Source organism: Helicobacter sp. T3_23-1056 (assembly GCF_053654535.1).
On record NZ_JBSIUU010000001.1, the window covers coordinates 1 to 18,617 of the forward strand.

At 41.7% G+C, this 18,617-nt stretch carries 20 protein-coding genes; 2 read left to right on the top strand and 18 right to left on the bottom strand.

The window, feature by feature from the left end:
• Nucleotides 1-432: 432 nt before the first annotated feature.
• The 18 genes from ACWIUO_RS00005 to ACWIUO_RS00090 all read right to left on the bottom strand — a co-directional run bounded on the left by ACWIUO_RS00005 (nt 433) and on the right by ACWIUO_RS00090 (nt 16,167).
• Complete coding sequence (locus ACWIUO_RS00005) at nt 433-984, bottom strand: ankyrin repeat domain-containing protein (RefSeq protein WP_454175901.1); 552 nt, start codon at nt 982-984, stop codon at nt 433-435.
• Nucleotides 985-1,077: 93 nt separating this feature from the next.
• Nucleotides 1,078-2,475 carry an FAD-linked oxidase C-terminal domain-containing protein gene (locus tag ACWIUO_RS00010; RefSeq protein WP_454175902.1) on the bottom strand — a complete coding sequence of 466 codons (1,398 nt, stop codon included), beginning with the start codon at nt 2,473-2,475 and terminating at the stop codon, nt 1,078-1,080.
• A gap of 351 nt (nt 2,476-2,826) precedes the next feature.
• The gene (locus ACWIUO_RS00015; protein ID WP_454175903.1) at nt 2,827-3,762 is read right to left on the bottom strand and encodes a cell division protein ZapB; all 936 of its coding nucleotides are present in this window, start codon (nt 3,760-3,762) and stop codon (nt 2,827-2,829) included.
• Between the two features lie 11 nt (nt 3,763-3,773).
• Nucleotides 3,774-4,358 carry a hypothetical protein gene (locus ACWIUO_RS00020; protein ID WP_454175904.1) on the bottom strand — a complete coding sequence of 195 codons (585 nt, stop codon included), beginning with the start codon at nt 4,356-4,358 and terminating at the stop codon, nt 3,774-3,776.
• 155 nt (nt 4,359-4,513) lie between these two features.
• Complete coding sequence (locus ACWIUO_RS00025; RefSeq protein ID WP_454175905.1) at nt 4,514-4,900, bottom strand: hypothetical protein; 387 nt, start codon at nt 4,898-4,900, stop codon at nt 4,514-4,516.
• Between the two features lie 133 nt (nt 4,901-5,033).
• Complete coding sequence (guaB, locus tag ACWIUO_RS00030) at nt 5,034-6,653, bottom strand: IMP dehydrogenase (protein WP_454175906.1); 1,620 nt, start codon at nt 6,651-6,653, stop codon at nt 5,034-5,036.
• A gap of 54 nt (nt 6,654-6,707) precedes the next feature.
• Nucleotides 6,708-7,061 carry a HepT-like ribonuclease domain-containing protein gene (locus ACWIUO_RS00035; RefSeq protein ID WP_454175907.1) on the bottom strand — a complete coding sequence of 118 codons (354 nt, stop codon included), beginning with the start codon at nt 7,059-7,061 and terminating at the stop codon, nt 6,708-6,710.
• The gene (locus tag ACWIUO_RS00040; protein WP_454175908.1) at nt 7,054-7,440 is read right to left on the bottom strand and encodes a nucleotidyltransferase family protein; all 387 of its coding nucleotides are present in this window, start codon (nt 7,438-7,440) and stop codon (nt 7,054-7,056) included. Before ACWIUO_RS00040 ends, ACWIUO_RS00035 begins: the two co-directional genes overlap by 8 nt.
• A 24-nt stretch (nt 7,441-7,464) precedes the next feature.
• Nucleotides 7,465-8,826, bottom strand: coding sequence for an Asp-tRNA(Asn)/Glu-tRNA(Gln) amidotransferase subunit GatA (gene gatA / locus ACWIUO_RS00045; protein ID WP_454175909.1), 1,362 nt, complete (start codon nt 8,824-8,826; stop codon nt 7,465-7,467).
• A gap of 157 nt (nt 8,827-8,983) precedes the next feature.
• Nucleotides 8,984-9,112: a hypothetical protein gene (locus tag ACWIUO_RS00050; protein ID WP_454175910.1), complete on the bottom strand. Its 129-nt coding sequence runs from the start codon at nt 9,110-9,112 to the stop codon at nt 8,984-8,986.
• A gap of 240 nt (nt 9,113-9,352) precedes the next feature.
• Entirely contained in the window at nt 9,353-9,775 is a 423-nt protein-coding gene (locus ACWIUO_RS00055; protein WP_454175911.1) for a transcriptional regulator, read from the bottom strand.
• Nucleotides 9,776-9,862: 87 nt separating this feature from the next.
• Complete coding sequence (locus ACWIUO_RS00060) at nt 9,863-10,552, bottom strand: DNA-3-methyladenine glycosylase family protein (protein ID WP_454175912.1); 690 nt, start codon at nt 10,550-10,552, stop codon at nt 9,863-9,865.
• A 59-nt stretch (nt 10,553-10,611) separates the two neighbouring features.
• A complete protein-coding gene (locus ACWIUO_RS00065; protein ID WP_454175913.1) occupies nt 10,612-11,235 on the bottom strand; it encodes a YceI family protein in 624 nt (207 codons plus the stop codon).
• 33 nt (nt 11,236-11,268) lie between these two features.
• Nucleotides 11,269-12,207 (bottom strand): DsbA family oxidoreductase, encoded by a 939-nt coding sequence (locus tag ACWIUO_RS00070; RefSeq protein ID WP_454175914.1) that lies wholly within the window; start codon nt 12,205-12,207, stop codon nt 11,269-11,271.
• Between the two features lie 69 nt (nt 12,208-12,276).
• Nucleotides 12,277-12,783, bottom strand: a complete 507-nt coding sequence (locus tag ACWIUO_RS00075; protein WP_454175915.1) for a MarR family winged helix-turn-helix transcriptional regulator — start codon at nt 12,781-12,783, stop codon at nt 12,277-12,279.
• A gap of 214 nt (nt 12,784-12,997) precedes the next feature.
• Nucleotides 12,998-14,452 carry an Eco57I restriction-modification methylase domain-containing protein gene (locus ACWIUO_RS00080; RefSeq protein ID WP_454175916.1) on the bottom strand — a complete coding sequence of 485 codons (1,455 nt, stop codon included), beginning with the start codon at nt 14,450-14,452 and terminating at the stop codon, nt 12,998-13,000.
• A 17-nt stretch (nt 14,453-14,469) separates the two neighbouring features.
• A complete protein-coding gene (locus tag ACWIUO_RS00085) occupies nt 14,470-14,952 on the bottom strand; it encodes a DUF4136 domain-containing protein (protein WP_454175917.1) in 483 nt (160 codons plus the stop codon).
• A gap of 249 nt (nt 14,953-15,201) precedes the next feature.
• Nucleotides 15,202-16,167, bottom strand: a complete 966-nt coding sequence (locus tag ACWIUO_RS00090) for a methylenetetrahydrofolate reductase (RefSeq protein ID WP_454176102.1) — start codon at nt 16,165-16,167, stop codon at nt 15,202-15,204.
• Between the two features lie 757 nt (nt 16,168-16,924).
• On the opposite strand from ACWIUO_RS00090, the gene ACWIUO_RS00095 reads away from it, so the two are divergent.
• Together ACWIUO_RS00095 and ACWIUO_RS00100 are read left to right on the top strand one after the other, a co-directional pair.
• Nucleotides 16,925-17,539, top strand: coding sequence for a metallophosphoesterase (locus ACWIUO_RS00095; protein WP_454175918.1), 615 nt, complete (start codon nt 16,925-16,927; stop codon nt 17,537-17,539).
• Between the two features lie 249 nt (nt 17,540-17,788).
• Complete coding sequence (locus tag ACWIUO_RS00100) at nt 17,789-18,436, top strand: LPP20 family lipoprotein (protein ID WP_454175919.1); 648 nt, start codon at nt 17,789-17,791, stop codon at nt 18,434-18,436.
• Nucleotides 18,437-18,617 lie beyond the last annotated feature (181 nt).

The window sequence follows — 18,617 nt, forward strand, 5'->3', positions numbered from 1 at the left end:
GCAAGAAAGACAAAAAAGACAAGAAAGACTTAAAAAAGCTAACAAAATCACACCTAACACCTTTGCAACAATCAAACAAAACAAACCTACTACACCTAAACCCAAATCCCGCAGGCGATAATATTTCGCCTTTTTTATCCCTTAATCACCGATAAACACCGATTTTTTAGTTATTAAAGGGACGAATTTTGCAAAAATGATTTTGCACATTAAATCTGCGATAAAATCCACATTAACAATCCGTTTTTTTTTTTTTTTTGTAGCATTGTCCCTCGTGCAAATGCGCTACGCAAAAACAAAACCCAAACAGAAAGTCTTAACAAAGTTTTGATAAATTATCTTGCATAGGGGGTTATGTGGATTCTCGCTTTTTTACAAAAGATCTTTACAAATGGCAATGCGCCTAGATTTTGCAAATCCAACGCCACGATTTTACTCTTTCGCACCTTTGCTTTTTAGGTATTGCACTACTTCTAAATTCCCCTCCCCTGAAGCCCCCATTAGTGCTGTGTTGCCATCTTCATTTTTTACATTTATATTCGCGCCTTTTTGCACCAAAAATTCCACTACCTCTAAATGCCCCCACTTTGCAGCTCGCATTAGCGCAGTGAAACCATATTTGCTTTTTACATTTATATTCGCGCCTTTTTGCACCAAAAATTTTACCACTTCTAAATTCCCCTCCCCTGAAGCCCCCATTAGCGCGGTGTCGCCATATTTATCTTTTGCATTTATGTCTGCGCCATTTTGCACCAAAAATTTCACTACTTCCAAACGCTCCCAGCTTGAAGCCCCCATTAGCGCAGTTACGCCGTTTTCATCTTTTTCATTTACATCTGCGCCATTTCTTATCAGGGATTTTACTTCTTCCAAATTCCCTTCGATTGAAGCCTGCATTAGCGGAGAGATGTAATCCATACAAAGCCCTTGAATTGGGATTAGCCCTAGCATAAAAACCAAAAGCAGATTTTTTAGCGTTTTCATTTGTTTGTCCTTTTTTGGGATTTTTTGGATTTTATATTTTGGCTTAGAATCAGCTCGATTTAAAATTTAAAAGCCAAAAACAAAATCTAGGCTTTATGGCAGTCCCATTTTGTGCGGATTTAGGATATTATTTGGGTCAAAGGCTTTTTTTATCGCGCCAAAAAGCTCCATTTCCGCCTTGCTAAAGGCTAGGTGCATAAATGGGGCTTTAGATAGCCCGATTCCGTGCTCGCCACTTAGCGTGCCCTCTAGCTCCACGGCGATTTTGAAAATCTCCTCGATACATTTATGCCCGCGCTCTAGCTCGGCGTCATCTAGGGGCTTGCTTGGGTCGCCCACCATTACATTTGTATGCACATTGCCATCGCCCGTGTGCCCAAAGCAGGGAATCTTAAAGCCATATTTTTCACTCATTTGCCCGATTCTCTCTAGGAGTTCGGGTAGGCGCGAGCGTGGCACGGTGATGTCTTCGTTGAGCTTTTTTTTGCCATAGATATTGATGCTTTGGCTTACATTGCGCCTAGCGAACCACAAATCCTCCTCCTCTTGCGCATTTTGTGCGATTTTAAATTCTATACAGCCATTTTCTTGGAATTTGGATTCTAAAAGGGCGATTTGATTTTTTATTTGCACTTCCAAATCCCCATCAACTTGCGTGATGAGTATCGCGCCTGCTTCGGTGGGCAAGCCTTTGTGGAATTTCTCCTCCACCGCGCGAATGCTTAGATTATCCAAAAACTCCATTGCCACAGGCGTGATTCCGCTTGCCATACTTTTATACACCGCGTTCATCGCAGATTCAATGCTGGGAAACACGCCCATCGCGGATTGTTTGAGTTTGGGCTTGGCGATGAGTTTGAGCGTGATTTCGGTGATGACGGCGAGTGTGCCCTCACTTGCGATTAAGATTCCCGCGACATTGTAGCCCGCGACATCTTTTATGGTTTTTTTGCCCGCACGGATTATCTCGCCATTTGGCAAAACCGCGCGCAACGCCATCACAAAGTCTTTGGTGATTCCGTATTTGGCGGCGCGCATTCCGCCTGCGTTTTCGCTGACATTGCCCCCTAGCGTGCTATAATCTTGGCTTGCGGGGTCTGGCGGGTAGAAAAGCCCGCGTTTTTCCACTTCGTTTTGGAATATTTTATTTACCACAGCGGGCTGGACGCGGGCGATGAGATTTTTTTCATCGATTTCTAGGATTTTGTTGAAATGCTTTTCTAAGGCGAGGATTATCCCGCCTTGTGCTGGGAGCGCGCCACCTGTGAAGCCACTGCCCGCACCGCGCGGAATCACGGGGATTTTGTGCGTGTTGGCGTATTTGAGTATCGCGCTTACATCGCCTTCATCGCGTGGGAATACCACCGCTTCAGGCTCGTATCGTTCGCGCGTGGCGTCATAGCAGTAGGCGAGCAAATGGGCTTTGTCATCATAGCAATTCTCCTCGCCTACGATATTTTTCAGGGCTTTTATGTGGGTAGAATCTAGCATTTTCGTAGTCCTTTTTTATGATTTTGCTTTGGCTAAAAAGTTGTGATTTTAGATAGCGAAATATTACTGTAAATATCACAAAATAGCGCGTGCAATCAATCTTTTTATAAAACTTTAAGTTTTGATTTAAAAAAATTGCTACGCGATTTTAGTAAAAATACTTTTTGCAAAATCATTTTTTGTAAAAATCGCTTTTTTAGCAACGATTGCAACAAAATCTAGCAATGATAAAAAACGCCTGCAAAAATGCTAAAAAACCACAAAATACCCATAAAAAATCCCCAAAAAAAGCATAAAAAAGCGCATATAAAATCCCCTCCAAAATCCCCCCAAAAAAAATGCCATTAAATCCTAAAATCTATACGCATATCCTAGCGTGATAAAGTTGTTTGGCGCGGTGTCGTGGGCTTTTTCTACCCATTTACTAGAATAAGGCTTATACATATATGATAGCCAAAATTGATGAGTGAGATTGTGATAATAATGCACGCCTATCCTGCCCTGCCAAAAGTTAAATTTGCTTATGGTTTTGTTATACGCACCATCGCTATATGAGCCCGCGCTACTATCTTTTGCGCTAGAGCCAAAAAGCGTCATTCCCTCTATGCCAAACCCCACATCTGCGCCAAATGTCCTTTTTGTCGTGGCGATAAAATCATACAAATAGCTTACTTCTACGCCATAATGTATCGAATGATTTATCGCTTCTATCGAGTTTGTGCCACCATAGCTCATATTAGCAAAATGCGCGCTATATCCTAGATTGCCTCGCACGCGCACGCCCATATTTGCCAAAAAATACCACTGAAATCCGCCATTTATGGTTAGAGGTAGGCTTACCCCGCTAGAATCGCTAGGCGTCCTAGGAAATCCCTTAGTCCCCCATATATTATTTTCCACGCCAAAAGCCACGCCCACTTCTACGCCTACAAAGCACCCTGTGGGTGCGTATCGCCCTAGTTTGCCTTGAGTGCAGGGGCGATTTGTTTTCGTAGCTAGGCTATTTGTGCTAGCAACTTCGCTAGAATCGCTTATTGATTCTCCGCGTCTTAGCGCAGCATTTTTACGCTTTAGCTCTAGTAGTTCGTTTTCTTTTTGGAGGGCGTCTAGCTCTTTTAGCGCGGCATTTTTCTTTTGTAGCTCTAGTAGCTCATTTTCGGCTTTTAGCTTGTCGATTCGCTCTTGGACTTCATCGGCTTTTGATAGGCTAGCTAGACTTGCCAAACTCACAAAAGCCAAAACTAATACATAGGGCAAAATAGAAAAATGTTTTGTGATGTTTTTCATTTCACTGCCCCCTAAAATTTATACGCATAGCCTAGCAAAAAGGCGTGATTTGAGACATTTGAGATTTTGGTAGTGCTATATTCATCACTACTTTTTAGCTTGGCTGTGGGGGTGGTGCTGTATGTGCGGATTTTGTAGGAAGCAAAGACTTGATGATTGGCATTGTAGTAATAATGAAGCCCTATACTCGCTGTGTAGGCAAATTTTGTATGAGTTTCAAAGGCTGCACTAGCACTTCGATTATTAGATTCTGTAAAGGTATCTGGAAGCCCTGTAGTGTTTTGCCCTGTGCCAGTCCAAGTGTATGTAGTAGAGCCTGTAGTTTTGTATTTATATTTTGGCATATATGTGCTTGCTTCAAGCCCTATAGGTGCTATATCTAGCCCGATAGTGTGCTTGCCTTTGTCCAAAAAATCCCAAATATACGCTAGCTCTGCTCCGTATTGGATTCCGTGCGCATTTAATATATAAGAAAAATCATAATTGCCATAAGGTTGATTGGTGTCTGGGTCTATTCGCTCATCATAGCCCTTTTCTCTAAAAATCGTATAGTAGTAGTTAGAATATCCTACATAGCCTTTGGCTCGCAAGCCCATAGATTTTGTGAAATACCATTGATAGCCAAATTGGAAGTTTATGGGGAAGTGTGGGTAAGATTTTTTGGTTAGAGTAGGTTCGGTGGTGGTTATGCCTGTTTGGTCATCTGTGTAAGCCCCTTTTGTATTTGCGATTCCTATCCCTAGCTCAATCCCTACAAAGCCACCTTGCTTTGCGTTTTTAGCAGATTTTGCGCTTGAGTTACTCTCTCTCTCTCTCTCTCGTTTGCGCCCCTTAGTGATTGGTTTTTGCGCCGCTCATCATTTATCTGGCTTTGTAAATCCCCGTCTTTTAGCGATTTGTTTTTGCGCTCTAGCTCTAGTAGCTCATTTTCTTTTTTTAGTGCTTCGATTTGCTTTTGGATTTCTTGGCTGGTGGGCTCTGCGTGAGCTAATGTGCCAAATACCCCAAATGCCCCAAATATACTTGCAAACACTCCCGCTAGCGTGAATCTAGCTAGTTTGCTCTCTTTGTTTGCGTTATGGGCTGTGGTGGCGTTTGCCGAGTGTGCTATTTGTGTCGTTTGTGCTAAGAGTTTCATCTTAAGCTCCTTTTGTAAGTGAATTTTAGTGCAAAATGCACGCAAGATTATAACCAAACATTATCAAAGTCTCGCTACTTTTTATGATTTTGAGGTATTTCGCTACGCTCAATATGACAATATGTAATAACTTTTAGCCGTGATAATTTGGAGCTTCTTTGGTAATATCCACATCGTGGACATGGGATTCTCTCAAACCTGCCGAAGTGATTTCGACAAATTCTGCCCTCTCTTGCAAGCTAGATAAATCCTTTGCCCCTAGATAGCCCATAGAGCTTCTTAGCCCGCCTACAAGCTGATGGAGCACATCGCCTATGCGTCCTCTGTATGGCACGCGCCCTTCTATGCCCTCTGGGACTAGCTTTTCTTGGGCAGTGCCTTCTTGGAAATATCTATCTGCGCTTCCCTTTGACATAGCACCGATACTTCCCATACCACGATAGCTTTTATACTGCCGTCCTTGATATAGCACCAAATCCCCGGGGGATTCTTCCGTGCCTGCAAGTAGCGAGCCTATCATCACGCTAGAAGCCCCGAGTGCTAGTGCCTTTGCCACATCGCCTGAATACTTTATCCCGCCATCTGCGATTAGTGGCACGGCGTTTTTTATCGCTACTTCTGCGCAGTTGATTATCGCGGAGACTTGAGGCATACCCACGCCCGCTACGATTCTAGTCGTGCAGATAGAGCCCGGTCCTATGCCGACTTTTATCCCATCTGCACCCGCCGTAATCAAATCCTGCGTAGCTTGCGCCGTTACGACATTGCCGACTATGACTTGGACATCTAGTGTGTTTTTTATACCCTCCAATGTCGAAATGACATTTTTTGAATGCCCGTGCGCAGAATCTAGCACAAGCACATCTACCCCCGCTTCGACTAATGCCTGCGCTCTATCAAGCTGTCCAACCCCGATAGCAGCCCCCACGCAAAGCCGTCCTTGCGCGTCTTTGTTGGCGTTTGGATATTCGATTCGCTTTTGAATGTCTTTTATGGTGATAAGCCCTTGCAAGACATTGTGTTTATCGACTATGGGGAGTTTTTCGATTCTGTGGGCGTGCATTATCTGCTGTGCTTGCTCTAGGCTTACGCCTACATTTGCCGTTACAAGAGGCATTTTTGTCATCACATCGCCTACTTTTTTGCTCAAATCTTTTTCAAACCTCATATCGCGATTGGTAAGAATCCCTATAAGTAAACCTTTTTCATCTACCACAGGCACACCTGAAATCTTGTAATTATCCGTGATGATTTTGGCATCTGCTAGTGAGCGATTGGCTTGGATAGACACGGGGTCGCGGATAATCCCGCTTTCACTTTTTTTGACTTTATTTATATGCTCTGCTTGCATTTGTGGGGGCATATTTTTATGGATAATGCCTATGCCACCATATCGTGCCATAGCAATAGCGGTTTTATACTCGGTGACGGTATCCATAGCGGCGGAGATGATGGGGATATTTAGGCTTATGGTGCGGGTAAGTTTGGAAGTGGTATCTACTTCTTTTGGCAGGACTTGCGAATACGCAGGGATAAGCAAAATATCCTCAAAAGTCAAAGCCTTTGGGAATGACTGAAACGCTATTTTTGGGGGTTTTTGCGGAGTGGATTTTGGTGTGTGAGATTTTTGCAAATGTGATTTTTGAAAACTAGATTTTGTTGCGTGAGATTTTTGGGGGCTAGATTTTGCGTTTGGTTTTGTCGTGGATTTTGCTTTTGTAAATTGCTTTACGGGGTTTGTGGATTTTGTCATTGTTGCTCCTTTTGTGGTTTTTGGTTTTTTAAATCACTTTTAATAAATACAAAATCATTTTTTGTCCAAAATTGCTTGTATTTCTTTAGCGAGGTTTGGTAAATTGCTACGGATAATATCCTCAATAATTGCAAAATTTATCCCATCATAATCGTGTGAAGCAATATTTCTAACCGCCAAAAGCCCCCTTAGATTTTCTTTTGATATTTTTTCTAGCAATGCAAATTCTGCGTCATTTTGAAGTTTTGTAATCTGCTCTTGCATAATGATAAAGTGCATCATAATAGCAGGCTGGGCACTAAGAGAATCACTTAGGGCTTGGCTTATGCCACCACTTTTTTGGCATAACTCTTGTATTTTTTGGATTCTATCTAGCATTTCGCTAAATCGTTGTATCGCATTATTCATTACACGCCTTTTTGCGGTTGTCATCGTTGGTATTATACACCCAAATGGCGTTATCTAGCAATCTTGCTTGTTTGGTATCACTAAGACTAGCTATATCACACAAATCAACTTCTCTTTTAAAATGCTGTGCCAAATCCGCCCTCAATGTATCCAAAAAAATAAATGCCTTAAATCCAATATATTTTTTGCAAAATGTATGCGAACTTTTGATAAAAATATCTATATCACTTGCATTATCTGCGCTCCCTTTGGCAAATGAGCCAAAAAGCCCCAGAGCTTCTATCCCCTCTTTTTGTAGTCGTGGTTGCAAAGATTCCAAAAACTCTAATATAGATTTTTGTGAAATCTTTTGTGGTGTTTTTGGCGTTTGAGGTTTCATATTTTTTCCATAGTTATGCGTAAATTAGCTAAGCGCGCTCTCTAAACTATAAGCACAATCTAGCACACTTTGCTCATCAAAATGCCTGCCGATAAGCTGCATACCGATAGGCAATCCCTCGCTATCATTCCCCACAGGCAGGCTGATAGCAGGCACACCTGCTAGGTTTGCACCAATGGTATAAATATCGTTTAGATACATTTGCAAAGGCGTTTGCATAGCGCGAAATTTGGGCGCAGTAGTCGGCGCGACAGGGCATAAAATCAAATCCGCTTCTTTAAATATTTCCTCAAATTGTGCGCGGATAAGTTGTCGCATTTTTTGTGCTTTTAGGTAATACGCGTCATAATACCCGCTACTAAGCACAAAACTACCTAGCAAGATTCTATTTTTTACTTCATTTCCAAAGCCATTTGAGCGGGTGGAGAGGTATAAATCTTTTAATCCCTGTTTGCTTGCATCGGCATTTTGGGCGCGATTGCCATAGCGCACGCCATCAAAACGAGCTAGATTTGAGCTAGCCTCCGCTGTGCAGATGATATAGTAAGTAGAGATATGCAAACTTGTGTCAAGCATTTGTTTTTGCAAGATTTCATTGCCGCTAGATTCTAGTATTTTTATGGTGCTTTCATACGCTTTTGCCACGCTAGAATCCGCATCTTTGATAAAATCCTTTAACACCGCGATTTTAAACCCTCTCTCTTTATCTAGCTTGCTAAAAGAATCTAAAGGGGGCTTTTTCACGCTTGTAGAGTCGCGCTCATCGCCACCGCTTATCGCATCTAGCAATAGCGCGCAGTCTTCTACATTTTGCGTGATAGGTCCTACTTGGTCTAGGCTTGAGCTATATGCTACTAGCCCATATCGGCTAACGCGCCCATAAGTAGGCTTTAGCCCCACGCACCCACAATAGCTAGCAGGCTGACGGATAGAGCCACCTGTGTCGCTACCAAGTGCTGCGATAGCTAGCCCGCCTGCTACTGCTGCGGCACTCCCTCCAGAGCTACCACCGGGGACGCGTGAGGTGTCGCGTGGATTTTTGGTGCGACCATAGCAGCTAGATTCTGTCGTGCTACCCATAGCAAACTCATCCATATTTGCCCGCCCAAATGCACTCATTCCATTTGCGTGTAGATTCTCTATCGCAGTGGCGTTGTATGGGGATTTGTAGCCTTTTAGGATTTTGCTAGCACAAGTGATTTCCCAGCCCTTTACATTGATATTGTCTTTGATTAAGATTGGCACGCCTTCTTGCCCATCATCGCTAAAATCAATATATGCGTTTAGCTCGGCATTTTGGCTTTGTTGTGCTAGATTTTTGATTTTGGATTTTAGCTCGTTTTGTTCTTCTTTGCTAAGGCTTAATGCCTGCTTTAGCGTTATCATCATTGCTCCTTAGATTTTGCAATTTTTTAAAATGCTTTAAGCATTGTTTGATTTTCATAAAATTTGCGAAATTATAGACAAAAATAGCTTAAAGATTCTAAAATTTGCAGGCTTTATCCTAAGGAAATGTCGCTAGATTTTGTTGTTAGAAATGATTTTATAGCGTTGCTAGATTTTGCTCTAAAAATTCTACGCTGATTTTGCATAGCGATTCTAGCGTTTGATTTATGGATTCAAAGTCTATGGGCGTTTTTATTTGCGCTATAAAATCGCTCAAATTATCCACAAGGCGATTTTACAAACCAAAAAGTTCTAAAACTTGAAAAATTTGCAACGAAAATTAACCCCCTGCATTTGCGTAAATAATGCCCCCTCTCGACTTCAAAATAGCTTAAAAATCTCTCTTGTTTTGCTTTAAGAAATTTTTGCAAATGTTTTTATGCGTATCAATATACTTGTTTTTCATAGTCGCAATCACAACTCAAAGCCCCTTTATGTTAGTTTTTAAGTTTGAGAGAGTTGCTTTTTACTTTTTTAGTTTTTTAGAGGTTTTTACTTTTGGAGTGGGCAAATATGGCAATGTAGCTTGTATGATTATGGAAAGCAATTCTGTGTTTTCAATATCGATTATATAATGCTCCCTCGCACCATCAAAAGGGAATCCAAGCGAAAAATACGCGCTAAAATCCCGCGTGATGTGCTCCAAAACTTCATATTTTTTGATAAACACTTGCTCATCGCAGAGCAAAAACAGCACTTTTTTACGCCCATTTTCGCCCGACACACAGCCACCAAATCCACGCAAATCCTTAATATACACGCAATATTCGCCAAACATTTTCCTCGCGCTAAAGCTAAAATCCCCACTCAGATTCTCATTTAAGCATTCACGCGCACATTGCTCTAATCTATCTAAGACAAAATCTTTAAACTCCGCGCTTGTCGCCATATTTACCCCTTATAAAATCAAAATTCTGCCTAAAAAACCTCTGCTAAAAATGTGTAAGCGCATTGTTTTTCAAAGCATTTTCACAATTCACACCTCAAATTTCCCGCTTGCGACTTCCCACAGATAGAGGCTTGCGATACTACCATAGGGGCTAAACTTCGCCTTATATTTTGCAAAAATCTCTTTTGGGATTTTGCCCTGCTTGCCCTCGCCATTTATCCCATAGAGTAATTTTAGGGCGCGTTGCAATGCCAAATCATCATAGCTTACAATATCCTTTCTCTGCAGGCAAAAAAGCAATATCATCTCCGCCGTCCAAACCCCAATCCCACGCAGTTTGACTAGCTCATCTATCGCCTCTTTATCACTCATTTGCTTCACACGCTCTATGTCAAACTCGTGCGCTTGCACCTTGCGCGCAAAATCGATGATATACTCCGCCTTGCGCGCTGAAACCCCACAAGTGCGCAGATTATCACTCCCTGCGCGAATGAGAGATTCTATGTTGAGCTTAGATTTTGGCGTGAGATTTCGCGCTTTTTGCTTCATATTTTCCTTTGTGCCAAATCTCTCGCAAAAGCGCGCCCAAATGCTCTCTTGGGCTTTTGTAGAGATTTGCTGGGCTATGATATGATGCACCACGCTTGCGATTAGGTCGCTATCTACCTCGCGCCTAATACGCCCGATTTTTTCAATCACCCCCGCAAGCCTTGTATCTTTGGCTTTGAGAGAATCTAGCTCCGCATCACTATAAGCAAAGTAAGTCAAATCGCTCAAATATAGCCTCCATTGCTAGCAATTATTTTGCAATTATAAAACAAAAGAATAACGCCATTTCAATCAATCACAATCCTCGCACCTATATCGACAAAATCACTCACCACAGGGAAATTTGCCATACCAAAATCTTTGACATTGATTTGCCCGCTAAGCGTGATGATGTGTTGAGATTTGGCATTAGATTCTAAAAGCGCGTTTAGCTGTATCGCTTTGGTTATGCCATTTAGCGTGAGATTGCCTTTGATGAGTGTTGGAAATGTTGGAAGTGTTGGGGCAGAATCCTTGCTATTGCTTGTTTGACTTGACTTCACAAACTCGCTCATTTCAAAGGTTATGCGCGGATTTTGCGCGATATTGAGCAGTTTTTCGCTACGCACTATTTCATCGCGCTTCTCACTTTGGCTATCCACAGATTCCGCGCTTATCTCGCCTTTTAGTTGCGTAATGCTGGCATTTTCTACCCTGCCTTGAGCGTGAAACTCCCTAAACTCGCCCACCACTTCGATAAAACCAAATTTTATCACGCGAAAGTAGATTCCCTCTTTTTGTGCGTAATTTGGCATTGTTTGCAATTTCGCGACAAACTCGCCACGATTCGCATTGCTAACCACCACCGCTCCACCAAACGCGATAACCACCGCCACTACAAATCCTACGAAAATCTTTGCTGCTTTTTTCATTTTTTATCCTTTGTTAGATTTTATTTACGCTTGTTATGCAAAATCCGCGCTTTGACACACGCCATTTTCGCACGCAAAGCTACTTGCTACGCCACGCGCCACGCTATGAGGTAGGCTAATAAAATAGCTATCCCCACATTGTTGTGTTTCTAAAACCCCTGCGTTTTCTAGCGTATTTACGCGCTCGCGTAGTCTTTTTGTGTCGATATGTAGCGCAGTGCTTGCCTCACGCTCACTCACGCGTTTAAATCGATTTACAAACGCGACTAAGCCATCATCGCTAAATTCTGCTTCGCGCAAGACACACTTTCCATCGCTAAGCCTTGTGATAATGCGCTTTAAGCCCTCATACTCGATAAAGCCTTGCAAAATCTGGGATTTCTCGCCATAGATGAGCTCTAGCGTGGGAAATGCGCGGATAGATTTTGCGCTCACGCGTTGCAAATCGCTTTGCAACGCCCTTTGTGCCTCGCCATTTTCTAGCGCATTCTCAAACGCCTTTCGCTCATCAAAATCACGCAAAAACTCGCCTGCTAAATCTAGCAACACGGCTTTATCGCTCGTATTTAGCCCATCGCTATGAAATGCCTCGCGCACACGGCGCAAATACGCGCTTTGAGATTCGCTATGCACTAGCTTCATAGCCATTACACAGAGGCTCGCAGGAAGAGAGGTAATATCACTCGCCTTTTTAGAATCTAAATGAGAAATATCAAGTGGCAACCCCGCTCGCGCCCCCGCGTCTAAAAAATGCGCCCTCATTTGCTCTTTTAGCTGTGTAAAGCGCAATGGCGCGAACTCATCATCGCCGATAATCTCTTTGCTATCGCGCACCAAAAGCCCTAGCACATTGTGCATCTCTACATTATCGTTGCTAAATTCGATTTTACGCAACGCCACATCTAGCCCATAGCACCAAATACACATAGGGTCGGTGTATTGGATAATTTTGAGTGTTTTATTTGTATTCATTTTTGCTCCTTTAAAATTTAAATTTTAAAATGTGTGAAACCCACGCACGCATTTGCGCTATGTGTCAAACTACGCCTTTATGCGCATATTTTGCTCAATTTTGCGTGGATTTGCCCTAAGGTGCTGATATACGCTTGATAATCCCTCGCAAAGTTCGCTGTATCGCGCCTGCGGCAAAATCCCTAAAGCCTCTTTTTGCGCTTTGGCAATGTCTTTTTGCAATTTGAGTGCTAGATTTTGCCCCTTTTTGGTAAGCAAAATAAGGTTTTCTTTGCGGTTTTTGGGGTTTTGTTTGCGCTCTAGCAATCCACGCTCTTGAAGAGAATCTATCATTACGCCGATAGTGTTTTTATCGGTGCGGGCGAGCTTTGCGATATGGGTTTGGGAGAGGCTTGCGCTTAATCCCATAAACAAAATCCCAGCTTGGCGGAAATCTAGCTCATATTTGGCATATATGGGCTCTAGCGCGTCATAAAGCAGGAGCGAAATCTGCTTGCAAATAAAACCTAAATGGATAAAATCCTCGCTCAAATCGTGCGTGGCTGTAGTTGTTTTCGCGTCTTTGTTGTTTGGCATTTACGCCTCCTTAAAATAGATTTTACAAATTATGATTTTTATATTATATGAAAATCATAAAATATAAAAATATGATTATATAAAAAATATATTATTAAGTCAAGCGGTTTTGTGAGATTTTGCAAAATATTTTGAAGTGTCGTATAAGACGCTTATGGCGATGGGAAATGGCAAAATCTGCGTAGCGGAGGGAAATGGAGTAAAATATAATTGACTATGATATTGCTTTTATCGTCAATGTTTCATACACTTCGCCAAACTCACTTCCAAGCAGACAATTCTCTAAACTCCGCTGTGAGAACAAAAATCGCCCATCGCACACAAACCCTAGCTCTTCCCAATCTACATTATTGAGCATTTCACAAATCTTTTGCAAACTCGCATTATCCACTTCAAAGCGCGGGAAAATAGCTAGCACCGAGCCATCATAGGCGTTGCAAGGGTGCAAGAAAAAGGGCTTTTTATTGCGTGTCTTGCTATTTACATAGATTCGTGGCGATTTGCTTTTGTAGTAGTCGCGCCCCCATTCCCACCAATTCTGCTCATCAAATTTTTTGATTTTGCGCGCTTTTAGTTGCGATTTAAATTCTGCCAAATACGCGCAATTTTTGCCAAAATCCCCATAAATCATTTTCTTTGTCTTGCCCGTCTTTGCGCTAAATGAGCAGACAAAATCCATATTGCCAAATTTTTCATTTGCAAAAATGCTATCCGCCCCGCTTACCGCACCCACTTTGACAAAAAATAGCGAATTAAATGGGATTTTATAGCGTTTGCGCGTAAAAATTATTTGCCCACTAATGCAGTTAAAAATCTTTTTTTCGTGGCAATCTTGCAGGTTTTGGTAATTGCACTTGCGCGAAAAATCACCCTTTTCAAATCGCCAAATAACGCAATTTGGCTGAGCCTTGCTAAAAATCCGCTTATCGCCAAGTTCCACAAAATCCGTGATACTGCCTTGCCCGTGGAGAGAGGCATTTAGCTTCACGCTTGCCGTGCTTTTTAGAAAATCGCGTGGCGTTATGAAAATTAACTCGCCCCTGTCGCGCAAATGCAACACGCATTTATAAATAAAAAAGAGATAGAGATTGCTCCGCAAGTCAAATATGTCGCTAAAAGGCTTTAGAAGCGACTTTGTAGAATCTAGTATGTCTTGGTAGCGCACATACGGGGGATTGCCGATGATTGTGTCAAATTTTTCGCTCACAGGGTAGGCAAAAAAGTCTGTATTTAGGATTGTGCCGTCATTGCGAGATTTTGTGATTGTGTCAAATATTGCAAAATCGTGGCAATCTATGGATTCCCCCTCCCTTGCGGAGGGGGCTAGGGGGTGGGTAGATTCTATTGCCAAATCATAAAACCCACCCCCTTTATCCCCCTCCGCAAGGGAGGGGGAAATTGTTCCATTGTGAGTGGTTTGCAAAAACGCATAGCAATGTATTTGTGCTTTATCAATCTCTATGCCGATTTTGTTGCTTGGCAAATGTGCAAAAAACGCGCCATTGCCACAGCTTGGCTCTAAAAATCGCGGATTTTCTACGCGTTCCACGCTTCGCACAAGTTTTAGCATATCAGCGACAATATTTTGCGGAGTAAAAACCTGCCCTAAACTTTTAATATTAAGCGAAAGCGTGGCATTTGGCGATTGCAAATGTGGCGTTAGATTCATTTCATAATGTAAGCTAGTTATAGATTAGACAAACAGCGCGTGATAGCCACCCTAATATCATCTGCTTCTGTTGAGCCTTGACCTTCTGCTGTGCAGGTATATACAGGCTCTTGTGTTTTTGCGTCAAGGATTTGGATTGAGACTTCTAAAGTATAGCCACCAATCCCACCTACGACATTTCTTTTTCCACTTTGTCCATAATTTACAACTAAAGCGTTTGTTTCATCTGTAAGTTTTTCCACAACCACTAAACCTTTTTTCATAAGGATTCCAGCGATAGCGTCTCGGGGATTTATGGATTTTTTGACAGAGTATCCATACCCACCATAAGTGCCATATCCAGAATGTCCAACGCCAGAATCCACCGTCGCAGTTTGGCTAATATAAGCAAATCTATAGCCCTCAATGTCTTTGTATTTTTGCGATTGGATAGGTTCTAAAATCGCAAAACACCCAGCGAAAAATATACTAAATAAGATTACAAAAGCAATGTTTTTCATTTTTTATCCTTTTGTGTTTTTGTAACAAAATCTCATTTCCAAAAAACATTTTTATATGCGAAATTATAACCAATGTTTGCAGGGATTTTCAAGCATTTTACATTGTCAAAATCTATGCAAAAACCCCGACAAATCGCTTAAATCTAGCTTTATTAGCAATTCAAGCAAAAAAGCGTGTTTTACTTCGTTTTTTGCTTCGTTTTTTTGTGTTGATTTTTGTGCTTTTTTTGCGTGGGATTTTGCATAAAATCAAGCCTTGCCATATTTTAGGGGATTTTTAGACAATGCTACAAACTCCCCTAAAAGCGCGATATTATTGCTACTCATAAAGTGGATTTTGGGGTGCAGAGCGCGTAAATCCTCCCATACTTTGCGCGAGAGCTCTAAGCCCACTTCGCGCTCATAGTCCTTGCCTTTGGTGCTTGCTACTTCTAGCTTCTCTAGCCAATTTTTGGGGATATACACCCCGGGCAGCTTATCGCGCAAAAACACTGCCACGCGGTAGCTAAGCACGGGGAAAAAGCCAAAAATGATTTGCGTGTTTTGGATAGATTTTCGCGCACAATCCCTGCTAGAATCTGATTGTAACTTTGGCGCGAAATCTTGGCTAAAGTCTTTATTTGGCGCGATGTGTTGCCCCCTATCGCTTAGATTTGCCTCCCCTTTGCCCTCCAAAATCTCGCGCTTTACTTCCTCCAACGCCTCTAGCAAAAACTCCGCAGATTCTCTCTCAAAAATAGGTTGCGTGAAAAACGCGCAAATCGGCGCATTTATTAGCTTGCGCTTGAGCTTTGTTTTGAGCGAGGCGGGGTTGTTGGCGTAAGAATTTATCGTGCTAAAGGCAAATATTTCGCGTGGGCGTGCGATTAGAGGCTTGCCATTTATCGCGATTTTAGAATTTAAATCCGCGATTATGCGCGTGAGTTTGAGTGAATTATCCTCAAAGACACCTTTGGAATCCGCGCAATCCCCGAGCTTTATAGGGTCGCCCGTGAGGGTCAAAAACGCGCGCAAATCAAACTCATTTGCCGCGAGAATCTCCCCGCACAGCGCGATTGAGTTTCTATCGCGCATTGAGAGCGTGCAGATAAGTGGCTTGCCTAAGGCATTTTGGAGCTTTATAGAGCTTAGAATCGAGCTAGGCTTAAAGCGTGCCAGCGGGGAATCCGTGCAGACAAACGCATCGATTGCTTGGCTTAGCGTTGCGCGGGGCATTTGTTGAGAATCTAGATGGTGTGCCGTGCTTTTGCAATGCAAATCTTGCCCTGCGACAGAATCCGCGCTAGATTTTATCGCGCTTGTAGAATCTGCATTGTGCTTAGAGAGATTTTGCGTGAGCGCGGATTTGATTGTGGTGATAAACTCGCTTGTGTCCGCGCTTAGCGGAGGCGTTATCTCAAAGATCAAAAACTCCCTTTGAGCGCGGATTTTATCGATAAGATTTTCAATTTGCTTGCCCATTTATGTCCTATTTTTCGTTTCAAAGATAATATACGCTATTTGATTGCTTATTGATTTTGCTTAACCCACCTCAAACGGATTTTCTTGTCGTTTTTTGGTGAGGTTTGATACAAATATTGACCTTGCGTTGTTGGTATTATATCTAAATTGAAGTTTCTTTATAAATGAAGTAAAAAATTCTCTTTTTTGATTTCTTTAAAACTATTTATCAAAGATTGATTTTATCAACAAAGAATCAAAAAGGAAAGTTTATGCTTCATAAAAAAGAGGTAGTATTTAGATACAATACAAATCCAAAAATAAAGTTTTTATTAAAATCTTGCTAACATTCCGCTTAAGGCGGATTAAGACTAAAATCATTTTTTTTAGAATATGATTTTTACGAAGTTGTTTAAAATGCCAAAATGTATGTTGAAAAAATAGCGTTAGCAAATAATTAGCGCAAGCGACAGAAAATCAATGGCAATGAGTCATAAAAAACCATTTTTAGCACAACAAATAAGGACAAACAATGATTTATCTAATTTCAGATACACATTTTTACCACGACAATATTATGAAATATTCCAACAGGCATTCTGCAAATATCGATAAGTATATCTATGGTTTGATTCGCCATTTAGAATTTATCAACGATGATGATATGTTGCTATTTTTAGGCGATTTGGCTTGGTCGGCTAGAAAAACGCTAGATGGTTGCAAAAGGTTAGTAGCACAGATTCGCGGGCAAAAGCATTTTATTCGCGGAAACCACGATAAATGGCTAAAAGATGTTGATATTTTTGATATGGGATTTTTATCTGTGCAGGATTATATTTTGATTGATGGGACGCTGTTTTGTCATTATCCATTTGTTGATGATGAGTTTAGGTATGAAAAATGCAAGCACGATTATTTGTGGGAAATGTTTTTTGCAAATCCTAAAATCAAAACAATCTATCACGGACATATCCACGATGGACATATCCATAATGGCGAAAATACAACAAATAATTGGTTAGATGTGAATCGCATAAATTGTTGCGTAGATAAAAATCCACAAGGTTATAATGTAGTGAATCTCACTGAATTAGATAACAAAATGGCAGGAAAGCTAAAAGAATATTTGCAGGGAAATTTGGCGTGATTATCGTAATAACTTAACTTAAAATCCCTTTTTGTGTGTTTAATTTAATCTAGCTTTAAATTTTGTTATGCCTTACACATTGTCCCCGCCACAATCCCCCCCGCTTTATTGTCAATGGTAAAATTATGCGTTGCTTGTGGTATTTGGTAAAAATGTGTGAATTTTTGCGTCATTACTTCGATAAATAAACATAAAATTTTGGCACAGGTTTTGCTTTGTCCTTGCTAACTTTTCACAAAGGATTTTCCAATGACAAGCAGGACACAGAAGTTTAGGACCATATCAGCTAGCCTTGCGGCAGCACTTGCGATGGTGGCTTGCACCCCAGCGCAAAATCAAGTAGGGCTTACGCCTCCTAGCGCAGATTTTCAGCCTGTGGGGCTAGATAGACCAAGTTTTGGTGGCTCTTCAATTATGGGCAACCCACCTATGCAAACGCCTATGCCACCAAATGCGTTGCTACAAAGTAGCCTTGTAAATGACGATGAGGACGATGTGCTAGGTGCAAATGGTGCGCCATTGCCAAAGGGTGCAGAGCCTATTATCCAAAATAATCCAAACCTAACGCCTAGCAACTTAATCGAATTGCAAGTCGTTGGCACGGGTGTCGCTCCGCAAAATGCGATTTCGCCCGCGCAATCTACCGCGCTTGCCAAACGCGCTGCGATGATTGATGCGTATAAACTTTTGGGCGAAAAAATGTATGGAATCAAGCTAAACGGACAAGATACCGTGGAAAATATGGCAGTAACAAGCTCTAGCGTAAAAGCAAAAGTCCAAGCCCTTGTGCGTGGCGCAGATGTGGTAAATGTGGATTGCAAAGCGGGGCTATGCCAAGTAACGATGGAGCTAAAACTTGATGGTCGCGTGTGGTATCGCGCTTTGGGCGGGCGATAAAAAAACGGCGATAAAATAGCATAGATTTTAAGCAGATTCTAGCATTTTTGATTAGCGTTTTGTTGCTAGGATTTGTGGCTATAAGTTTTAGATTTTGCCTTAAAGATTTGTGAAAAATTTGTGGCGATTGTGGCTGTGAAACTATGAAAACACGGATTTTAAGGAAAATCTTTTTTGCGAG

Bases quoted from the DNA above. Each gene is read 5' to 3' on its own strand.
- ACWIUO_RS00005 (WP_454175901.1), bottom strand. From the start codon at position 984: ATGAAAACGCTAAAAAATCTGCTTTTGGTTTTTATGCTAGGGCTAATC.
- ACWIUO_RS00010 (WP_454175902.1), bottom strand. From the start codon at position 2,475: ATGCTAGATTCTACCCACATAAAAGCCCTGAAAAATATCGTAGGCGAG.
- ACWIUO_RS00085 (WP_454175917.1), bottom strand. From the start codon at position 14,952: ATGAAAAACATTGCTTTTGTAATCTTATTTAGTATATTTTTCGCTGGG.
- ACWIUO_RS00055 (WP_454175911.1), bottom strand. From the start codon at position 9,775: ATGGCGACAAGCGCGGAGTTTAAAGATTTTGTCTTAGATAGATTAGAG.
- ACWIUO_RS00070 (WP_454175914.1), bottom strand. From the start codon at position 12,207: ATGAATACAAATAAAACACTCAAAATTATCCAATACACCGACCCTATG.
- guaB (WP_454175906.1), bottom strand. From the start codon at position 6,653: ATGACAAAATCCACAAACCCCGTAAAGCAATTTACAAAAGCAAAATCC.
- ACWIUO_RS00080 (WP_454175916.1), bottom strand. From the start codon at position 14,452: ATGAATCTAACGCCACATTTGCAATCGCCAAATGCCACGCTTTCGCTT.
- ACWIUO_RS00090 (WP_454176102.1), bottom strand. From the start codon at position 16,167: ATGCCCCGCGCAACGCTAAGCCAAGCAATCGATGCGTTTGTCTGCACG.
- ACWIUO_RS00095 (WP_454175918.1), top strand. From the start codon at position 16,925: ATGATTTATCTAATTTCAGATACACATTTTTACCACGACAATATTATG.
- ACWIUO_RS00015 (WP_454175903.1), bottom strand. From the start codon at position 3,762: ATGAAAAACATCACAAAACATTTTTCTATTTTGCCCTATGTATTAGTT.
- ACWIUO_RS00065 (WP_454175913.1), bottom strand. From the start codon at position 11,235: ATGAAAAAAGCAGCAAAGATTTTCGTAGGATTTGTAGTGGCGGTGGTT.
- ACWIUO_RS00075 (WP_454175915.1), bottom strand. From the start codon at position 12,783: ATGCCAAACAACAAAGACGCGAAAACAACTACAGCCACGCACGATTTG.
- ACWIUO_RS00020 (WP_454175904.1), bottom strand. From the start codon at position 4,358: ATGGGCTTGCGAGCCAAAGGCTATGTAGGATATTCTAACTACTACTAT.
- ACWIUO_RS00035 (WP_454175907.1), bottom strand. From the start codon at position 7,061: ATGAATAATGCGATACAACGATTTAGCGAAATGCTAGATAGAATCCAA.
- gatA (WP_454175909.1), bottom strand. From the start codon at position 8,826: ATGATAACGCTAAAGCAGGCATTAAGCCTTAGCAAAGAAGAACAAAAC.
- ACWIUO_RS00040 (WP_454175908.1), bottom strand. From the start codon at position 7,440: ATGAAACCTCAAACGCCAAAAACACCACAAAAGATTTCACAAAAATCT.
- ACWIUO_RS00025 (WP_454175905.1), bottom strand. From the start codon at position 4,900: ATGAAACTCTTAGCACAAACGACACAAATAGCACACTCGGCAAACGCC.
- ACWIUO_RS00100 (WP_454175919.1), top strand. From the start codon at position 17,789: ATGACAAGCAGGACACAGAAGTTTAGGACCATATCAGCTAGCCTTGCG.